Origin of the sequence: Niastella caeni (assembly GCF_004834005.1) — a bacterium.
Lineage (GTDB): Bacteria > Bacteroidota > Bacteroidia > Chitinophagales > Chitinophagaceae > Niastella > Niastella caeni.
This window is the reverse complement of sequence record NZ_STFF01000008.1, coordinates 172247-193091: the sequence shown is the minus strand read 5'-3', so window position 1 is coordinate 193091 and position 20845 is coordinate 172247. Positions and strand designations below refer to the sequence as shown.

General features: G+C 45.4%; 15 protein-coding genes. 3 read left to right on the top strand and 12 right to left on the bottom strand.

Annotation, left to right across the window (positions count from 1 at the left end; genetic code table 11):
- Window positions 1-219 precede the first annotated feature (219 nt).
- Entirely contained in the window at window positions 220-2793 is a 2574-nt protein-coding gene (locus tag FAM09_RS24325; protein ID WP_136579769.1) for a zinc-dependent metalloprotease, read from the top strand.
- Between the two features lie 89 nt (window positions 2794-2882).
- Here FAM09_RS24325 and FAM09_RS24320 read toward each other — a convergent pair whose 3' ends face one another.
- Together FAM09_RS24320 and FAM09_RS24315 are read right to left on the bottom strand one after the other, a co-directional pair.
- Window positions 2883-3347, bottom strand: coding sequence for a hypothetical protein (locus FAM09_RS24320; protein ID WP_136579768.1), 465 nt, complete (start codon window positions 3345-3347; stop codon window positions 2883-2885).
- 896 nt (window positions 3348-4243) lie between these two features.
- Window positions 4244-4639, bottom strand: a complete 396-nt coding sequence (locus FAM09_RS24315) for a group III truncated hemoglobin (protein ID WP_136579767.1) — start codon at window positions 4637-4639, stop codon at window positions 4244-4246.
- Between the two features lie 367 nt (window positions 4640-5006).
- Here FAM09_RS24315 and FAM09_RS24310 point away from each other — a divergent pair, with 367 nt between their 5' ends.
- Window positions 5007-5570: a YciE/YciF ferroxidase family protein gene (locus FAM09_RS24310; RefSeq protein WP_136579766.1), complete on the top strand. Its 564-nt coding sequence runs from the start codon at window positions 5007-5009 to the stop codon at window positions 5568-5570.
- A 296-nt stretch (window positions 5571-5866) separates the two neighbouring features.
- Window positions 5867-7348 carry an MFS transporter gene (locus FAM09_RS24305; protein ID WP_136579765.1) on the top strand — a complete coding sequence of 494 codons (1482 nt, stop codon included), beginning with the start codon at window positions 5867-5869 and terminating at the stop codon, window positions 7346-7348.
- A 208-nt stretch (window positions 7349-7556) separates the two neighbouring features.
- On the opposite strand, the gene FAM09_RS24300 is transcribed toward FAM09_RS24305, so the two are convergent.
- The 10 genes from FAM09_RS24300 to FAM09_RS24255 form a co-directional block, all read right to left on the bottom strand.
- Entirely contained in the window at window positions 7557-8939 is a 1383-nt protein-coding gene (locus FAM09_RS24300) for a chloride channel protein (RefSeq protein WP_136579764.1), read from the bottom strand.
- A gap of 340 nt (window positions 8940-9279) precedes the next feature.
- Window positions 9280-10029, bottom strand: coding sequence for a hypothetical protein (locus tag FAM09_RS24295; RefSeq protein WP_136579763.1), 750 nt, complete (start codon window positions 10027-10029; stop codon window positions 9280-9282).
- 288 nt (window positions 10030-10317) lie between these two features.
- Window positions 10318-10593, bottom strand: coding sequence for a zinc ribbon domain-containing protein (locus FAM09_RS24290; RefSeq protein WP_136579762.1), 276 nt, complete (start codon window positions 10591-10593; stop codon window positions 10318-10320).
- Between the two features lie 285 nt (window positions 10594-10878).
- A complete protein-coding gene (locus FAM09_RS24285; RefSeq protein ID WP_136579761.1) occupies window positions 10879-12174 on the bottom strand; it encodes an MFS transporter in 1296 nt (431 codons plus the stop codon).
- Window positions 12175-12236: 62 nt separating this feature from the next.
- Entirely contained in the window at window positions 12237-12896 is a 660-nt protein-coding gene (locus FAM09_RS24280) for a bifunctional 4-hydroxy-2-oxoglutarate aldolase/2-dehydro-3-deoxy-phosphogluconate aldolase (RefSeq protein ID WP_136579760.1), read from the bottom strand.
- Window positions 12893-13903 carry a sugar kinase gene (locus FAM09_RS24275; RefSeq protein WP_136579759.1) on the bottom strand — a complete coding sequence of 337 codons (1011 nt, stop codon included), beginning with the start codon at window positions 13901-13903 and terminating at the stop codon, window positions 12893-12895. Before FAM09_RS24275 ends, FAM09_RS24280 begins: the two co-directional genes overlap by 4 nt.
- On the bottom strand, window positions 13903-15303 hold the full coding sequence (uxaC, locus tag FAM09_RS24270; protein ID WP_136579758.1) for a glucuronate isomerase: 1401 nt from the start codon (window positions 15301-15303) through the stop codon (window positions 13903-13905). Before uxaC ends, FAM09_RS24275 begins: the two co-directional genes overlap by 1 nt.
- A 186-nt stretch (window positions 15304-15489) precedes the next feature.
- Entirely contained in the window at window positions 15490-17145 is a 1656-nt protein-coding gene (locus FAM09_RS24265) for a UxaA family hydrolase (RefSeq protein ID WP_136579757.1), read from the bottom strand.
- The gene (locus FAM09_RS24260) at window positions 17145-18659 is read right to left on the bottom strand and encodes a tagaturonate reductase (protein WP_136579756.1); all 1515 of its coding nucleotides are present in this window, start codon (window positions 18657-18659) and stop codon (window positions 17145-17147) included. Before FAM09_RS24260 ends, FAM09_RS24265 begins: the two co-directional genes overlap by 1 nt.
- 238 nt (window positions 18660-18897) lie before the next feature.
- Window positions 18898-20838 carry a glycoside hydrolase family 88 protein gene (locus FAM09_RS24255; RefSeq protein ID WP_136579755.1) on the bottom strand — a complete coding sequence of 647 codons (1941 nt, stop codon included), beginning with the start codon at window positions 20836-20838 and terminating at the stop codon, window positions 18898-18900.
- Window positions 20839-20845 lie beyond the last annotated feature (7 nt).

Genomic DNA, 20845 nt, shown 5'->3' with positions numbered 1-20845 from the left:
AATGATAATATGCTAATTTGATAATGTACAAAGAAATTACGTGATGCTTTGTTATCACAATATTACTTCATTTAGCAAAGTCAGCAAGCGATCTACCCATATGGCATTAAATAAGCACATCAGCAAATTAGCCAATTAGCACATTCTTCTTCCTTCCATCCCAAAAGATGCCAGCTTACCTAAAACCATCAGTAAATTGAAATACCTAAAAACACACGTATGAAAAAATTCCTGATGGTCCTGATCCTATCCCCCGGTTTGTGTTTAACTGCATCCCGGGCTCAGGATAAAAACAAAGGGGCCACCGTGTCGCCGCCAGTGACCGATACAGCCAAGAAAAAACCCGCCGGAATTACTGACAAGGTAAAAAGCAGCCGCAAGTTCGATGGCCTGTTCACCCTTTACCAGGATACGGCCACCGGTACCGTTCAGTTATATGTTAAGAAAAACCAGTTAGGCAAAGAATATATCTATCAAAGCTTTTCCATCAGCGGCCCCAACCAGTTATACCTGAACCAAAGCATGCACCGCGCCACCCTGGTATTCAAGGTGCAGAAGGCGTTCGATAAACTGGAATTCTCCCGGGTGAATACCCGGTTCTGGTACGACCGCAATAATCCCGTAAGCAAAACCGCTGAGGTTGACAAACCCGAAGCAGTGTTCCTGGTAGAAAAAACCGTTGCCGAGGATGCAGACGGCTACCTGATCAATGCCGACGGCTTATTTATCAGCGAAAAGCTGGATCCCGTAAAACCGCTCCTGCTGCCTGGCCCCAACACCATGACCATTTTCAACCTGGGCAATTTGAACCCGGCCAAATCGCGGTATGCGAATGTTCGCTCCTTTCCCAATAACTCTGATATAGTCGTTGATCTCGCATATGACAATCCTGCTCCTTTTAATTCAGGCACTACTGACATTACAGATGCCCGTTATGTACGGGTACGGATGCAGCACAGCCTAATTGAAATGCCGCAGAATGATTTCCGCCCCCGGAGAGATGATCCGCGGGTAGGTTACTTTTTGCAATACATAAACGACCAAACCAGCATCAGCCCTGTTCCGTACAAAGACATTATCCATCGCTGGCACCTGAAGAAAAAAGACCCTTCTGCAGCCCTGAGCGAACCGGTTGAACCGATCGTTTACTGGATAGAAAATACAACCCCGAATGAATATCGCCAGATCATTGTCGATGCCGGATTAAAATGGAATGAAGCTTTTGAAAAGGCCGGCTTTAAGAACGCCATTCAAATGAAGATCATGCCCGACGATGCCGACTGGGACCCGGCCGACATCCGGTATAATGTGATCCGCTGGGTTTCTTCAGCCCAACCTACGTACGGTGCTATTGGCCCCAGCTTTGTAAATCCCAAAACTGGTCAAATTATCGGCGCTGATATTACCATAGAATGGTATTCAGGAAGCGCCACCCCGGTACTTGATGAATTGTTCAACACCACTGCACCTGCCGGCAAACTGCAATATCCTGGTATGGACCCGCAGCATGAAGCCAATTGCACGCTGGCCGGCGAATTGAAAAGCCAGTTACTAACGGGCATGACCGTCCTTGACGCCTCAGGCGCTTCGGCCAATGAAGTAAAGGAAATGCACAAGCAGTTCCTCATCTATCTTATCATGCATGAAATGGGGCACACCCTGGGGTTGAACCATAACATGAAAGCCAGCCAGATGCTGTCGCCTGCCGAGATCAACAATACAGAAATTACCCACAAAATAGGGCTGATAGGTTCTGTAATGGATTATCCCGCCATCAACATTGCTTTAGACAGAAGCAAACAAGGCGATTATTATACCACCAAAGCAGGTCCATACGACCTATGGGCTATTGAATACGGTTATACACCTTTTAGTGAAGCCGAAGAAGCGGCAGGGCTGAAATCGATCATCGCGCGCAGCACTGATCCTAAACTGGTGTTTGGGAATGACGGCGATGATATGCGGGCACCTGGTAAGGCCATGGACCCACGGGTTAACGTCAATGAGCTAACCAGTGATGCCATAGGTTATGCAGAAGACCGGTTTAAAATAGTGAATCAAACCATGGGCAAACTGGTTCCGAAATATACCAAGGAAGGCCAATCCTATGCAGAACTTCGTACGCGCTATTTCACGTTGCTTGGTCAACGCTATAGCATGATGGCGGCCATCAGCCGTTATATCGGGGGTATTTATATTGATAGAAGTTATCCTGAACAGAAATCGGGCGTTAAACCCTATACTCCTGTTCCGCTGGCTACACAAAAGCGGGCCATGGACATGTTGCACAAATATGTATTTGCACCCGATGCCTTCGAGGCCGACGCACAGGTATATGCCTGGCTGCAACCACAACGCCGTGGTTTTACCCAGAACGGTTCCGGCGATGATTTCCGCATTACCAATACCACTCTGGCTATACAGGCCGATGGCGTGCTGTCGCACTTATTGCATGGCGTTACTTTACAGCGTATCACCAACAGCCGTTTATATGGCAACCAATACAGCGTGGCCAGCATGATGGGCGATCTGCAAAAAGGTATCTTTAGTGCAGATATTGCCACCAACGTAAATGTATTTCGTCAGAACCTGCAAACCTATTTTGTGCGTCAGCTGGCTTCTATGATAGCTCCGCAAAATCAGCAGTTCGACGATGTATCGAAAGCGGCCGCCTTATATACATTGAAAAAGATCAAGACACAATTGTCCACTGCCGTTTCTACCAATGAAGAAACAAAGGCTCATCGCGCCAACCTGTCGTTCATCATTGAGAACGCCCTGGAGCAGAAATAAGCGGTTATACCACACACTCTCAATAAAAAAACCATCCCCACGCGGCGGATGGTTTTTTATTGTTAACATCAAAACAACACAAGCAGAATTTACCTGAAAAACCTTGCCAGGGGAAGCGATTTTTTATTTCGGTTAATAATAGTTCTCAATCCTTTTTCAATGGTATGCACCTTGTCATGCGGTTCTTCATCACTAAGGGCAAGCGACAGATCGCAATACCCGCTACTTATATCAAATGTCATGATAAGTACGATCACCTTCTGTCCCCAGAAATTAAAAGCATTATTATGTACCAGCTCAAGGGTCACTTCTTCTACATTTTCATCAAACAATTCATACCCATATTCATCCATTGACCGCAACACTTCTTTGTTGCCCTGTGCTTTCTGAATGGTAACGGTAATATACGGGCTCAATGGCCTGTCATTTCCTTTTTCGAGATTTAATAGCAGAATGCGGGGAATGTTCCGGTTAATGTAGTTTTCAATACGTTGGAATAGCGCCTTGTCAATGGCGTAGGGGCCTAAGTGCTTTTGTAGGCTGTGGCGTTGCATAGCTCAATTAGTTTTGATGGTAAAAAATAATTGCTATGCTATTAATCAGAGGTCCTTTGCGTACTAAATATAACCAACATTTGTAATATAGAAAAATAAATGTGCAAATGGGAAAATGCGAAAATGTGCAAATGGGAAAATGTGCAAATGAAAACTTGGCTGAAAGTTTTGCTTACGACTTTAGGCTTTGGGCTTTTAGCTGTATTACGTGTAACGTGTAGTTGCCAATTGCCTATTGCAAATTGTAGACTGGCTATTGCAAATTGCCGGCTACAGATACCAATTGCGGCTACCTATTGCCTATTGTTTTGCCTTTATGCCTCGTTGCCTTTATGCCTCTTTGCCTTTATGCCTCGTTGCCTTTATGCCTTTATGCCCTCTTTGCCTTTATGCCTCGTTGCCTTGTTGCCTGTATTGCTACATACTACTCTCTATCGCCGGTTAAACAATACGGTCATTCTAAAGAAACAGGCCAGCCGAAATTTGTAAACCGCCTGTTCACTGTATTACTTTTACATCAGCAAGCAATCACAACGCCAAAATGCGGAACGCTGAAGGCAAAACGCCGGAAAACAGATCAGAGATACGAGTTCGTGATTTTCGGCCTTAAGCACCAAGCGTTCGGCGTTAAGCGTTCAGCACTAAGCGTACCTCTGAAACCCTATTTTGATCGTATCCTTTGAATTAAACCGAACCTTAAGAAGATCGCGTACCCTTGCAGTTCCCAACCTAAGCCCGTTTATAATCCGATGCCCGAAAACCCTGAACCTTATCATGTCCAATCCAATGAAAGATCAATGAAAACCCTTCCTTTTGGAAAAATACGCCAAAAGAGATTGTCCTTCCGCCTCCCAATAGCTATCGGGATGGCGGGAGGATTTTTTTATATCCCGGGATCAAATGATAGACTTCGGATCATTGGCCGTTAATACCTTGATCCGCATCATGGTAGCAATGGAAAGCGCGCGTTGTTTGATCAGTTCGGCCATATCGCCTTCAAATAGTTCATCAACGGTGGCCTTAAACAACAGCAGCCACCGGTCAAAATGGGCAGCATTAAGAGGTGATAATTGATGCAACTGCATGTGGGCTACCATCGGGTTGCCCTTAAAGCTGGCGGTTTGAAACAGGATGTTCTCCCAAAAATCATACATACGGGGCAAATGCTGCTCCCAGTTCACTTTGGCCACATCATTGAAGAGGTACCCGATGGTTTCATCGGACCGCACCCGGGTGTAAAACGCATCTATCAACTGTTGAATGTCTGCTCTATTACGAATATCTTTCTTCATAAATGGTTGCGATTAATTGTCGTACCGACCACTACAAAGCATCAGGCCAGGTCGATAAGATGTAAACAACTAAACAGGAGCATTGGTTTTGCCAGAAACACATGCCATCAAAACCAGGGCAAAATAAGGACTTATTTATTCGATCGCAATTGACATCGATCATCCTGCATGGTGCTTAAGATCATTTACATTTGCATTCTCCTTTTTTTTCTGCTTGCAGCGTGAAGCCGTGTAGCTTGCAGCTTTTCTTCTGCCACAACATTGATCCACACTTTCGGGGGTATAATAATTGCACATTTAGCGCGGCAAGCACTGTTAAAACAATTAACCCCTGCCCCAACCATTATTAATACCTAAATACTTTTCTATGGCAAATCAAACTAACGCAGGATCACAACAATCAACACGCCGCTCTACAGGTAACACCGATTCCAAACTGCACCTATTCTTCATGCAACAGTTGCAGGACGTATATTGGGCTGAAAAGAAGCTGGTAAAAACTTTACCCAAACTGGCCGAGGCCGCTACATCAACCAGGTTAAAGCAAGCGTTTAATGATCATCTTGAACAAACCATTCATCATGTAACGCGACTTGAAAATATATTTAATTTATTGGGCGAAGAACCCAAAGGGCTCAAATGCGCGGCGATGGCGGGTATTGTAGATGAAGGCGCAGACATTATTGATGAAACCGATGAAGGCAGCGCCCAACGGGATGTGGGTTTAATTTTTGCAGCACAGAAAGCAGAACATTATGAAATAGCCACCTACGGTGGGTTGGTTACGTTAGCCCGCACCATGGGGCATGATGATGCGGCCGAGTTGTTGGACCAAACCCTGGCAGAAGAAAAGGTTACCGACAACCTGCTCACAAAAATTGCGGAAGAAGATGCCAATGTGAAAGCAAATGAAGAAAGAATAGATAATTAATACCCAATCAGACAGTAGTCGACTAAGCATATAAAGACGTTTTCAGGACTGTCTTTATTAAAAGAAGCCATTCCACTTAAAGCGGGATGGCTTTTCTTTTTAGCTTCGGCCTTTAGCATTGCACTTTGCCTTTTTCTTGTTGCCTCGCTGCCTTGTTGCCTTTTCTTAAGGAAATTATAAATAATGGATTTATCGCATACTAAGTGTCAATAAGTAATGGCCTGGAATAATATCCACAGTTGTAATTCGTTTTTTATTTGTGCGTTAATATTGTGTATCCATTAAGAGGCTGTGTGATGAAACTTCAACCATCTGATCAATTAACCAATACCCAGGTAAAGACCGGGCTGCATTTAATATTAAAGGATGGCCTGGCTACCGAGACCATGAACACCCTTACGGCAGGCACTTTCCTGGTTGCCATAGCCTTATACATGGGCGCCTCCAATATTCAGATCGGGATTTTGGCCGCATTACCCACACTCACCAATATTTTTCAACTTGTATCCGTTTGGCTGGTACAGCGTTTCAATAACCGGCGTAAAATAACCGTGATCGGCGCTTTTTGCGCCCGGGTGCCGTTACTGGTGATCGGCACGCTGCCCTTACTATTTTCCAACAGCGCCAGTGTTTCAGCCCTTATCTTTTTATTGTCGTTTCAATACCTGTTTGCTTCCATAGCCGGCGGTAGCTGGAACTCCTGGATGCGCGACCTCATTCCTCAACAAATACTGGGCAGCTATTTTTCGCACCGCAGCCGCCTGATGCAAATTTTGAATGTTACGCTCAGCCTGTTCATTGCCCTGAGCATTGATCATATCAAGGAACATTATCCCGCTTATGAAATAACCGCGTACGCAGGGATGTTCATCATCAGCGGCATCACCGGCATGTGGGGGGTATACGCCCTGGCCCGTACGCCCGAGCCCAAACCAACACCTATCAATGATAATATTGTAAAGCTGTTCAGCAAGCCGCTTACTGTACCCAACTTCAGAAAGCTGCTGGTTTTTAATTCCATCTGGATCTTTGCTTTCAACCTGGTTACACCCTTCTTCTCTGTATATATGATGAAGACCCTGGGCCTGCCACTGGTGTATGTTATCTGTTTGAATATTGTTAGCCAGGTGAGCAGCATTACCTCCATAAAATTGTGGGGAAGATGCTCTGACCGCTATAGCAATAAAACCATTATTCGCATTTGTGCCCCGGTTTACATTGGCTGTATTATGGCCTGGTCGGTAATCGGGGTTATGAACGCAGCTTTGCTTCTGCCGCTGCTGGTGGTAATGCACATTCTGATGGGTGCTTCCAACGCCGGTATTACCCTGGCATTACAGAATATCGGGTTAAAGCTGGCGCCTGCCGAAGAAGGCATTGTTTACCTGGTTACCAAAAATATTGTTACCGCTGTTTTTTCTGCAACCGCTCCCCTGGTGGGTGGTTTACTGGCCGATTTCTTTACCAGTCATTTCGTTATTCATTTGTTTGGCCGGGGACAATGGAATTTGTTCTTTATGGCCGGCGCTGCTACTGGTGTGCTCTCGATGAAATTATTGAAGGCTGTTCAGGAAGACGGCGAATTGGATAAAAAACTGCTGGTTGCCAACTTACAGCACACCTTTAAAAAACGGGTACGTTACTGGCATCACCTGCCTGTTTTACGCCGCAAGTTTTATCAACGCACCGCCCTCGTGATCTTTAAAAAAGGCCTTTCTTTTGATTTTGATGATCTGATCAAATTTAAAGGTTGGGATGGGAAGAATACAAAGAAATAAAGAGTAAAGTTTGTTGCAATGGCAGAAATAGGAATCAGGCTGCAAGCTGCAAGCTGTAAGCAAGAAAGGCAACAAGGCATAAAGGCAGCGAGGTAACAAGGAACAGCCTAATTGGCAATATGCACGCATAGCAAAGACGGCAGCAAAGAAATATACAATTTGCAATAGACAATATGCAAATAGAAAGGTCCCCTGCCCTCCTCCCCAGCTACTTACCACTCGCTTCTTTCTCTTCTTCTCGAATCGCTTCATGATGCACATCTTGTATGTATTGCATTTTCAGATGATCATAAAATGAATGCCTGTCAACCAGGTAGGCAACGAGACTTGCCACCATACCGGCTAACATCAGGTGAAAAATAACATTGTGCCGGTCGGTCATTTCAAGCACCAGGATGGCCGACGTAAAGGGCGTACGGGTTACGCCTGTAAGAAAACCTACCATACCTGCCAGGATCAGCAGATTCACATTTGTGGGAGAAACATGGAACCACTCCCCCATCACGACGCCGATACTGGCGCCCGCCGTTAAGGCCGGAGCAAATACGCCACCTGCTGCGCCGGTAGTAAATGATAAAATCGGTCCTATTATCCGCACGAAGGGCATATACCAGGGCAGGGTTTTATCATTCGTAAACAAGGCATGCGTCATGATCTCCTTACCAGAACCCAATGCATGCACACTTACAAAATAGGCCAGTGTAGCCAACACTAAGGCACATGCGGTAATGTATAATACTCTTTTAGGGACCGACCTCAACGACCGCGTCCATTTCATGATACTTAAAATTGCCCGCGCCATTGCGCTCCCTAATACGCCGGTGACGATACCCACTGCAATAACGCCAAAGAATATATAACCCGACAAATTACTTACATCGGGATAACCCAGGTATAAATAAGGGCCCAGCAAACCCTGGGCGGTTAAACCTGCAATGATCACTGCCGTAAATAAAGCTGTTTTAAAATAACTGATATGGGTACGTGTTACTTCTTCCATCGCAAACACTACTCCACCCATCGGCGTGTTAAATGCCGCAGCAAGTCCGGCTGCAGCGCCGGCCATGATCATATTCCGTTTTGAGATCTTGGGCCACCAGGAAGGCAGCATTTGGTTAATAGACCTGAACACAGAGCCGGCAATTTGTATGGTAGGCCCTTCCCGCCCAACAACCCCGCCGCCAAACACCATGATAACGCTCGATACTATTTTAAAGAAGATGATGCGAATGCTCAGCAGTTTTTTAACCTTGTCAATGTATTTGGGCGTGGCCAGTTCTACCGCTGCAATCACCTGTGGTATGCCGCTTCCGCGTGCTGCAGGCGCAAACTTATACACGAGCCACCAGGCAGTAACAAAACAAACAGGCATCACAATAAAAAGCCACCATACCCCATGATGCAGCACCCATTCCGTACCCATTTCTGCCCAGGAAAATAATTTGGCATACAATACCGCCAGAAGGCCGGTTATCACCGAAGCGATCCAGAAAGGAATAGCCTGTAATAAATTGTTTTTGAAACCTTCGTTGTGTAACCGGTTGTACACGCGTTTCAGCCGGTTTCGTACTGGATTAATGATCTTCTTCATAATAATAACACTGTATGTGGTTGAATAGTACAATAGCTGCCGGTGAATGAAATCACCGCGTAACCGGGCTTACTGATATTAAAAGCATGACAGAGCGATCGTGAATAGAAAAGTGAACAGGCTTTATGCGCAGTTAAAGATACTTTCGATGACAGGAACCGGAGATTAAAATAATATGAGAATTGGGGAGAGGTCCTATAACTCTAAACAAAAATCCCGCCTTACGGCGGGATTAAATAACTGAAAATCATTTATAAGTGCAGGTATCTGGCTTACAGTTTTGATAAGCTGCCGGCCCAATACCCGATAACAAGTAATTTATGAAAAGCTACCTTGCTTGTTAAAAGCTCACGCCTATTCCTGCCATTACATTTACAGTAGCCTGCTTATACTTATTTTTTACAGTAACCATTTGCACGGGCCCGCCAGGCGGGTTGGGTATAATAGTATAGCTGAATTCATTGGTGGCTTTTGTATTAAAGGAACTGATATCTAACAGCACATGCCAGTTCCGGCTAACCTTATACTCAAGCGCCGCACTCACCTGGTAGCAGAATGACCAGGGCAGTGGTACTTTTTCATTATTAGCACCAGCAGTCGACATTCCGCTTTGATCGGCCCCCCACCACCAGATCTTCGGAACAGCCGTCTTTGCAAGACCAGCAGTTAGTTTTGTACGCAAAACCAGCTCCGATTCCGACGTTAATGGGGTAACCAGAAAGCCCCCGGCCATCACTTTTGCTGTCTTCCAGCTTTTAGCCTCCATTTGTCGCACTGTTATTCCAGAAAAAAATCCATTAAAATAATCCCTGTAGGCCTGTTCATCCTGCTCATGTATAGTGTATCCCGATGAAAGCAAAAGCCCAAAAGATTTATTTAAATAATAGCCCAGGGAAAGATGAGCGCCTATTCCTGTTTTTGCGAAACCGGGCACTTCATTTTCCCCTTTATAGGAAGTTTCGGCAAAACGCCCAATGGGAAATGAAGGACCGACTGCCAGTTGGGTGAAAAATTTTGATTGTTTTTTTTGTGCTTGCAGAATAATAGAAAGAAACAGAAAGCCTGTTAGAAGAGTAGATGTTTTTTTCATGGCTGTTTAAGGATAAAAGTTAGGTTGAACCAATATGGTTCACCTGCAATTTAAACAACCAACAGAAAGAAGGCCGTTGCAATGTTGTTAAATGAGAACATATGAAAATTACTAATAAGGTGGGGAAGTAAAATATCAGGAATATCTGTTATAGGAACGCCTGGCATCAAATACGCTTTGATTCGGCGCACAGATAAACGGTGCCATTCTTTTGAACAGCACATAAATTTTACGGGTGAAGAATTGCTATAGATTCAATGTTCATAAAAACGCCCTGCTCCTGGGAAATTATTCAACAGCAAGGGGGTGTGATTTCCAGCGCTCCAGCTTATGTATGTTACGGGTAAAAAAACCGGTCAGGAAACCAGGAAAGCCAACCTCTTTTAATTTACCTTTTACCCGTTCCTTCATATCATCAACTGTAATGTTCCGCACTGTAAATTTTCCATCCTGGAAACAGTGGCTGCAATACATTTTGCTTATGGTGCCATCCCCATGGGTGCCACCGCTATCCCGTTTCATAGGCATACCACAGGATTGACAGCATTTGTAGGCTCTTTCCATAACAGTCGATTTAGATTATTTCTAATTTACAAAATTCTTGCACACTACGATCAATAAACGGAAATTGTTTCTGAATTTTTTAATTATTACACCCTCATGGGTCATTATTTGCCCTTTATGCGGTTTTTTTACACACTTTCAAGGCGGGCCATCAAAATCGATTTGGGCTAAAATTTTTGCCTTTGGGAAGGCTACAGCAGCGCTAAAAGGATTTAAATAAAAACGGGGAAGATGCCGTTTCACCGGCTTCTTCCCCGCCCTCTTTATACTGAGAATTCTTTAATACTACACTTCAACACGTTTTTCTTTTGGCACCAGGAAGTGCATGAGCACCCAGGCCAACAGATAAGCACCACCGCAAACCGCAAACATGATGTAATAAGCAACTTCAATTTTTCCAATACTGCGATAATGCACAAACATATTTTTTTGTACGGCAGCAGAAAGCAATATACCACCCACTGCGCCAAACATACCGCCAATACCAGTTACTGAACCTGTTGTATGCTTGGGGAACATATCACTTACCGTTGTAAAGATGTTGGCGCTCCATGCCTGGTGTGCAGAAGCGGCAATACCAATGATTATAACGGCCAGCCACATGTTAACACCACCTGCTAACTGCGCGAACAATATAGGAATAACAAAAAAGGCATAGATCAGCATGGAAGTTTTCCGGGCTTTATAGGTTTGCCAGCCACTATTGATCAATTTCATGGGTATCCATCCTCCGAATACACTTCCTATGGTCGACATACTGTATACCAGGGCAACCGGCAATGAAACCTGGGTACCTTTTAAGCCGTACTGACTTTCCAGAAAATCGGGTAACCAGAAGAGATAGAACCACCAGATGGGATCGGTAAGCAGTTTACCAACGGCAAATGCCCAGGTTTGTTTATAAGTAAGCAATCTGGCCCAGGAAACACTGGGTTTTACCTGGTCCAGCGCCGGTGTTTCATCTTTATCGCTGTGGATGTATTCATATTCGGCCTGGGATAATTTCTTTTGTTTCTTCGGCACTTCATAATAAATGAACCAAAGCATCAGCCATACAAATCCCAATGCACCGGTAATAATAAATGCCCATTGCCAGCCTAGTTTCTCTACAATGAAAGGAACGCTTGCAGGTGCAACAATGGCGCCTATATTGGCGCCTGAATTGAATATACCGGTAGCCAACGCCCGTTCTTTTTTGGGAAACCATTCGGCCACCGTTTTAATTGCAGCCGGAAAGTTACCTGCTTCAGTTACGCCCAATGCAGCCCGGGCAACACCAAAACCGAATACGCTGTTAGCCGCTGCATGCGCTACGGCCGCAATGCTCCACAGGGCAGTAGACAATGCATAACCGATCTTTGTTCCCAGCTTGTCTATTACGCGGCCGGCCAGCAATAAACCGATGGCATAGGCTATCTTGAATGCAATTTCCACATTGGCATAATCACCATCATCCCAATGCATTTCTTTGGTGAGGGTCGATTTCAATAAACTAATTACCGCGCGATCGAGGTAGTTTACCGTGGTGGCAAAGAATACCAGCCCACAAATAGTCCACCTGTATTTTCCTATAGCTTGCATATCAGTCCTTTTAAGGAACAAAGACGTGCCACGCTGTTGGAACGTGGCACGTCTTTGTTATTTTATTTTATGTTACTTAGTATTTCCAGAACTACTTTCGTCAGCGTTGTTAGTTTATCGTATTCCTGGTTCTGCATAATACCTTTGCTGATCAGTTTGCTTCCCATCCCTACCGCACATACGCCATTATCGAACCACTCCTTGATGCTTTCTGCAGTGGTATCTACACCTCCGGTAGGCATAAACAATAAACCGGGGAACAATTCTTTAATAGCTGAAATATAAGAAGGCCCTACTACACTGCCCGGAAAGATCTTCACCATTTTGGCACCATTCATTTCTGCAGTGAAAATTTCGGTAGGTGTTAAACAACCGGGAATCCATAACAACCCGGCATCCTGCACCACCTTGGCTACCGGTGGGTATACCACGGGGCTTATGATGAAATCGGCGCCGGCTGCAATAAACTGTTCAGCATCGGCGATGGTTTTTACAGTTCCAATTCCCAACAGCATACCGGGCATGCTCTCGTTCACTACCTTGCGTAACGCTTTAAAATTATCTACTGCTTCTGCGCCGCGGTTGGTATATTCTACGGCTTTAATGCCGGCTTCATACAAAGCCTTCAATACGTTTATGCTTACGGCCTGATCTTTATGAAAATACAGCGGTAGCATTTTCTGCTGGGCGATCTGCCGTATTATATCCAGTTGTTTGTTCATGCTTTTTTTATAGATGCGTTTATTTCTTCTACCGATTTATTGGTGGCGTCGCCTTTAATGAATAGTTTCTGAAAGGCAGCCGCTGTTGCAAACTCAAGAATTTCCTGGGGGGCCTGCTGCTTATAGAAACCATATATTAAACCGGCCATATAACAATCGCCACTACCTACTTTGTCAATCACAGTTTCGGTTGTGTATACTTGCGAAACATGCAATTGCCCGTTGGTATATAAAGTGGTATAATATAAAATACCTTTATGATCGAAACGGAAAGTGTTGGCTACTGCCTTGCAGCGTGGGTATTGCTTTATGATCTCTTTAGAGGAAACCAATGCCTGCTCAAGGTACATTTCTTTTTTATCAACTGTTACCAGGTCGGGATGCACCGGAATCTGTAACATCTTTTCTGCAGCCCACACATTACCCATGATGAGGTCGCAGTAAGGCGCCAGCCGCTTCATCACTTCATGCACCGGTACGCCGTACTGCCACAGTTTTGCGCGGTAGTTCAGGTCGATGGATACGGTGATGCCTTTTTTGTTACATACCTGCATTACTTCTTCGCATACATCGGCCGCATCGGCGTTCAATGCCGGGCAAATGGCGCTTACATGGAACCAGGTTACCCCGTCGAGGATAGCGTCCCAATTGATAGTGCCTTTTTGCAAACTGGCAAAGGATGAACCTGCACGGTCATATATAACGCCTGCGTTCTTAACATCCAGTCCCTGCGGCAAATAATATAACCCGATACGCTGACCGCCATATTGAATGGCCGAGGTATCAATATTCCATTGCTGCAGCGATTTAACGATCTGGTGTGATAAGTAATTATCGGGTAAGCCGGTGAAATATTTCACCGGTATTTTCCAAAGAGCAAGTGCCCTGGCTACATTCAATTCAGCACCACCTACGTGTACGGGCATCGATGTATTGACCAGCCATTGACCTTCGGTATCCGGCGATAATCGCAACAGTAATTCTCCAAAGCTTAACACATTACTCATTACCAGTTGAAGTAGTTTTTAGCGTTGTTAAAACAAATGTCCTGGATCACTTTACCTATCCAGTCAATATCTGCAGGCAATTCGCCATTCTCAATTTCTTCTCCAAACAGGTTACAAAGCAATCGCCTGAAGTATTCGTGGCGGGGGAACGACAGGAAACTTCTTGAATCGGTTAACATCCCTACAAACTTGCTCAGCAGCCCCATGTTCGACAAGGCATTTATTTGTTTGGTCATGCCGTCCTTTTGATCGAGGAACCACCAGGCCGAACCGAACTGCACTTTCCCTGCTATGCTGCCATCATTGAAGTTACCGATCATGGTTGCCATCAACTCATTGTCGGCAGGATTAAGATTGTACAGGATAGTTTTTGCCAACTGGTTATTGGTATCCAGTTTATTCAGGAAGCGGGCAATGGCACGTCCCTGCGAGAAGTCGCCAATGGAATCCCAACCGGTATCGGGACCGAGCCGCTTCAACATCCGGCTGTTGTTGTTACGCAACGCGCCGAGGTGGTATTGCTGTACCCAGCCTTTTTCCCAATCCCATTTGGCAAATTCAATCAGCATGGCTGATTTGAATTTCAGGTTCTCCTCGTAAGAGATCTCCTTACCGCTTCTAATTTTATCAAAGATATTCCTGATCTCAGTTTCGGTGTAATCTTCGGCATAGATCTGCTCCAGGCCATGATCCGATACGCCACAACCCATAGTTGCAAAGAAGTCGTGTTGTTTCTTTAACGCAGACAGGTATTCGCTGTAGCTGCCAACGGAAGTGTTGGAAGCGGCTTCCACTTTGCCTACATAGGCATTAAAGGTAGCGGCATCATCCACATTCATCGCCTTATCGGGACGGTATGCGGGTAATACTTTTATATCAAGGTTGTCGGCCTTGATCTTTTTATGATATTCCAGGTTGTCAATGGGATCGTCGGTGGTGCACACCACTTTTACATTCATCTTGCGCAGCAGGCCACGAACAGAGTATTCTTTTGTTTGCAGCCTGGCGGTACAGGCTTCGTATACTTTTTTTGCCGTGGTTGCATCCAGGATGTCGTGTACATCAAAGTAGCGTTGCAACTCAAGGTGTGTCCAGTGATATAACGGGTTGCGTAAGGTGTAAGGAACGGTAGCGGCCCATTTTTCAAACTTCTCGTAATCGCTTTTATTACCGGTGATGAACTCTTCATGCACGCCGTTGGTACGCATTGCGCGCCATTTGTAGTGATCGCCATACAACCAAACCTGGGTTAAATTTTCGAACTGGGTATCATTGGCAATCTGATCGGGCGGTAAATGACAATGATAATCTATAATGGGCATTGATTTGGCAAACTCATGGTACAGCTTCTGTGCGGTTGGTGTTTGCAGTAAAAAATGCTCGTCAACAAATTTTTTCATTTGGCCGATTTGGTAAAAGCGAGTAGCTAGTAGTGAGTAGCTAGTGGGAATCCCACATGTATAGCTCTCCTTTTTATTTTTTAAATGATAATATTTGAAAAGTTAATTAGTTCGTAAGTTTTTCAGTTCAAAACATTGTAATAAACACCAAGGAACTGAATAACTAAATAACTTATGAACTAAGAACTATAACGATACCCCTCTCTTCCAGGGAATAAAATCATCCTGCCCATGGCGTACGGCGCTTATCTGCAACTCACCACTGGCCACTTTGATCACATAATCCAGGATGCGTTCACCAGCCTGCTCAATAGTTTCCTCCCCTTCAATGATAGTACCGGTGTTGATATCAATGATATCACGCATTTTATTATACAAAGCGGTATTGCTTGCTAATTTAATAACCGGTGCAATGGGATTACCGGTGGGCGTACCTAAACCGGTTGTAAACAACACCACATTGGCGCCACTGGCTACTTCGGCAGTGGTAGATTCCACGTCATTGCCGGGTGTGCACAGCAGGTTCAATCCTGGCTTATTTACTTTTTCGGGATAATCCAAAACATCTGTTACCGGAGAAGTGCCACCTTTCTTGGCGGCGCCAGCCGATTTAATGGCATCAGTGATCAAACCGTCTTTGATATTTCCCGGAGAAGGGTTCATATCAAAACCACTGCCTACGGCAACGGCTCTTGCATTATAGGTTTTCATCAGGTGCGAGAAGCGTTTAGCAACATCTACCTGCACGCAACGGTCGCTCAGTTCCTGTTCTACACCGCACAGTTCAGGGAATTCGGAAAGAATAACTGAACCGCCCAAACCTACCAGCAGATCGGATGTATAACCGATAGCGGGGTTGGCAGAGATCCCGGAGAAGCCATCGCTGCCACCGCACTCTAACCCGATGCACAGCTTGCTGAGCGGAGCGGGTTCGCGCCTGCTTTGGTTGGCTATGATAAGCCCTGCGAATGTATGCTTAATGGCAGCAGCCAGCAGATCAGATTCCATTCCGATCTTCTGTTGCTCCAGAATATATAATGGTTTGCTGAAGTTGGCATCGCGCTTTTTGATCTCTTCTTCCAGAATGGAGACCTGCGCATTCTGGCAACCCAGGCTTAACACAGTTGCACCGGCACAGTTGGGGTGCGTGATGTACCCGGCCAGCAGTCCGCACAACGCCTGTGCATCCTGGCGGGTGCCACCGCATCCACCTTCGTGGGTAAGGAACTTTATGCCATCTACATTGGGGAATAAACGTTTTGATTCTTCCAGGTCGGCTTCTGCCTGCAGATCGGCCTTCAGGATCTCTTCAACACTTTTACCGGTTTGGTATAACTGGATCAGTTGCTGCGCCTGGTAGCGGTATTTTCGGTTACGGCCATAACCCAGGTCGCGTACCAGGGATTCCTGTAATACATCGAGGTTTCGGTTCTCGCAAAAAACCATGGGAATAACCAGCCAGTAATTTGCCGTACCTACTTCACCATTGGGGCGATGATAGCCCATAAAGGTGCGACCGGTAAACTTCGTTACATCCGGCTTTTTCCATTCGGTATTGCGCTGGGCGCGTATTTCGAAATCGTTGGCTGCGTGCTTTACATTGGCTGTTGAAATAAGACCGCCTTTTTTAATGGGCGACTGAGCCTTACCAACCAATACGCCATACATGATGATGGAGTCGCCAGCCTGCAGATCTTCGGCCACGAATTTGTGCTTGGCAGTAATATCTTCCTGCAGCGTAAATTCCTGACCATTTAGGGATACTGTCTCATTCTTCGATAAGTTCGTCAGTGCTACGACAACATTATCGTCTTCATGAACTTTTAAGACCTTTTTCTTCATTACGCCAATACTTTTTTGGTCTGATGTATTTGAATTGTTTTTGATACACCGGTTTCCAGTATCGAGGCCATATTTTCTTTAATTGCCTGGGCAAACCCAGGTATGGCGCTCAGATCGGCTCCCCACAGGGAGGTATCGGCCAATACTGCATCGGCCAGATCAGCCGGTGTTAATTTGCTCCATTTTTCAAAGAAATAGGCTGCAAAATCGTCCTGGATCAGGTATTCTTTACCTTGCCACTCGCCGTAATATTTGTCCTGCTTCTTAATAACGGGCTTCAAAAATAACAGATAAGCGGCAAATCCCAGAGCAATATTCTCAGGTACAGCTTTTATCCGCTCTGCATATTTCAGTATCACGGGCACATTACGCATTTTCATCTTTGACGTGTACTGCATGGTAATGTTGATCCAGAGATGCTCGATATTCGGGTTGGCAAAACGATCCAATACTTTATGACCAAACGTTTGAGACACGCCAGGCTCTACATTGTAAGGAATGCCGGTAGCTATTTCATTTAACATCAATTGGGAGATAAATGTTTGCATGCTGGCATCATCCATCGCCTGTTTCACAGTGCCAAAACCAGCCAGGTAAGCCAGTCCGCACGATAAAGTATGCGTACCGTTCAGCATGCGTAGTTTCAGTTCCCTGAACAGGTTAATATCGGGTGCTATTACCACCCCTTCATCTACCGATGCAAAGGTTAGCACCGATTTAATGTGCTCGCCACCTTCGATAGCCCACAGGCGGTATACTTCCGACATGGTAAGCAGTTCATCTTTATAGCCATGTTGTTTTTCCAGTTGTTCGCGGATGGCGCTATCGGGTTTACCGGGCACAATACGGTCAACCAGGGAGCTGCAGAAATAGTTGCAGTTCTCAAGCCATTGAATGAAGGTATCATCCAGGCCGTTCAGGTGGGCCAGTTCCAGTACGATCGACTCCAGTTTTTTACCATTATCGGGGATCAGTTCGGTAGGCACAATGACCATACCGCTTTGACGGCTGCCATCAAATGCTTTGTAGCGCTCTATTAAGAACGCCAGCAGTTTACCGGGGTAAGAAACGGGCGGCAGACGATGAATATCATCCTGTACCAGTTGAATACCTACCTCGGTAGTATTGGAAATAATGATCTGCATGTGGGGATTATGCGCACATTGCAGAACCTCACTCCACTCGTCTTTTGCACTCAACACGCGGCTGATAGAAGAATTCACGATATTCTCTTCTATCTTTTTGCCGCCATCTAAACCACGAACGCATAAAGTATATAGTCCGTCCTGTTTGTCGAATGCGGAAGAATCGCTGTCGGTTGATTTAACCACTACCACCCGGCCATTGAAAATGCCCTGGCGGTTGGCTTTGTCAATAAAATAATCGGGTAATCCACGTAATAATACGCCTGTGCCGAACTGCAATACTTTTTCTGGAAGATCAAAAACAGACTCAGCAGGCGTTACTATATCCTGCGCACTGATATTTTTCAGGTTATACCTCGAAAGGATCATACACTACGCGTTTAAAGTTTTTTAGAATCTTTATTATTTATTTACATACCTAATTTCGAATTGCCTGATGGCTTGATGGCTAAATTGTTAGGTTGGCCGAATATCGAAAAACCGAACAAATGCCAACATGTCCAACAATCAAACCATCTAACAAGGTAAAAATCTACTCAATTATTGTATTTCCTGTCCTGCACCTTCCTAATGCCCGTCTTTATAAATACAGCCAGTGGCTAATATATTATTTCTTAGTTCCCTGCTGTAAAAGCCATTTGGCCAGTTCATAAGCCGCTTTGGCATTTTCATACTCGGCCGGTAATTTACGGCCATCGGTATATTCATTGTACAGCCAGGGGTCGCCTACCGCAAACACAGTGCCTTTGCCGTATTTGGCTACCGCCATGATCACATCGTTATCTACCTTCACCAATGGTTTGGCAGGCGCTTTTGTTTCCAGGATGCTGATCTCCTTCAGGTAGGCCTTTTTGGTTTGTTTGAATATTTCGTTGCCAGCCGGAATGGGAACGGCGCCGGTTTCGTATTGATTGCCCTGTACAAAGTTGCGTCCCCGGTTGCTGAACGTAATACCAAATGTTTTGGCGAGCTTATTAAAATGCGCCAGGTCGCAATTTACACTGTCATTTGCCATTAATACCAACACACCGCCATTTTGTACCCAGGCACTGATAGTTTTTACATGGCTGTCCTCTACATAATTGGGGTTCTTGTTATCTTTTAACCCGTCGGGGTCAACAACGATGTATACATCTGTTTTGGTCAGGTTAGCGGCGGTAGGCGCTGCTTCTAGCGTATTCAGCCTGGCGCCGTAGCTGCTGAAGATATCGCCCAGGTAGCTGAACCCATTATAACTCATTTCATTCCAGGTATAATGCGTTGGATATTGAAACCCGTTCAGGGTCTTTTTATCTTCATGGTTGAAGTAATAATCTACCGTTACGGTTTTTCCTTTACCAGGCAGGGCAGCAGGCAGGTTTTCCATTTCAGCGCCGGCCAGCAAATAAGCGCCTATTCCTTTCCAGTCGTTCACGATCACGGGTTCACTCATGTAATAGGCAAAGCTGCCATCGCGGTAAGGATTGCCACCCAGGCCTGATACTTTTACGGTGCCTTTAAACTGCACCTGTCCTTCGGCATTTTTATCAACAAAGGCTTTCAGGATACCAGCATATCCTTTTTGTGCATTTGCCCAATACGTAGCGGGCAGGTAGCCTTTGCGAACGCCTTTCGCCATAGTGTATACCAGCATGGCCGAGGCCGAGGCTTCCAGGTAATTTTTAGGCGTGGTGGCCATATCAACCACATCGTACCACAAGCCGGTTTTGGCATCCTGTACTTTGGATACTGCTTTGGTGAACCGGTTTAAAATAGCAATGATAGAATCGCGGCCCGGATGTTTGGCAGGAAAATAATCCAGCACATCTACCATGGCCATACCATACCAGCCCAACGCCCGCGCCCAGAAGTGCGGTGAAGTACCGGTTTGTTTATTGGCCCATTTTTGTTCTTTCGATTCATCCCAGCCATGATACAGCAAGCCTGTTTTTGCGTCGCGGGTATGACGCTCAATGGCTATAAACTGCCGGGTAATATCATTGAAGGCGGTATCTTCTCCAAACAGCATGGCATATTCTGCATAGAACGGTTGTCCCATATACAACCCATCGAGCCACACCTGCCAGGGATATACTTTTTTATGCCAGAAACTGCCCTCATGTGTGCGCGGATGAGTTTGTAATTGTGCGCGACACAGATCTGCTGCTTTTTTATACTTGGGCTTTTCGGTTACCCGGTATAACAGCAACAACAGCTTTGCATTATTTACGTGGTCAATATTATATTCATCGGCTTCGTACCCTCTTATATTTCCGTCTTCATCAACCCAGGCGTCCATGCTCTTTTGAATGTATTTGAAGTAGGAAGCATCGCCGGTTGCTTTCCACAACGCTTCCATCCCTTTTAAAACAACGCCCATATCGTAACTCCATTTTCCAGGCTTCTTTGCGGCGGAATCGTTCCCCCAGCTCATTACCGAGGCTGCCATTCCCTGCGACCAGTTCATTTTGCCCGAAGTTACTTTATCGGCTGCTGCAGTTCCCTGCTGGGCATAGGTGGTTATTGAGAATGCACTGCTAATGACAAACAATACGAATGAAAACTTCATGATTGCT